Source organism: Pseudomonas persica, from assembly GCF_900291015.1.
Classification (GTDB): domain Bacteria; phylum Pseudomonadota; class Gammaproteobacteria; order Pseudomonadales; family Pseudomonadaceae; genus Aquipseudomonas.
The window spans coordinates 1-246 of record NZ_OLKL01000297.1; the positions used below are offsets into that span (position 1 = coordinate 1).

Genomic DNA, 246 nt, shown 5'->3' on the forward strand with positions numbered 1-246 from the left:
GTCCAGCGTACTGGCCAGCAAGCGCATGACCCTGCGCGACCTGACCCGGCTGAAGGTCGGCGACATCCTGCCGATCGACCTGAGCCCGCAGGTGCCGCTGTGCGTGGAGAACATCCCGGTGTTCACCGGTGAGTTCGGCGTCGCCAACGGCATGAACGCCGTAAAGATCACCGCTACCCATCCGCCGGGCACCCGTCCGCGCGTACCCGTCATCCAGGAAGACCCGCAATGAACGATATCGACGCC

Annotated in this window: 1 protein-coding gene; it reads left to right on the top strand. The window is 65.4% G+C overall.

Annotated elements, in window-relative coordinates:
• Positions 1–232: FliM/FliN family flagellar motor switch protein (locus tag FQ664_RS26645; RefSeq protein WP_144175971.1), on the top strand; the 232-nt coding region annotated here is incomplete at its 5' end.
• Positions 233–246 lie beyond the last annotated feature (14 nt).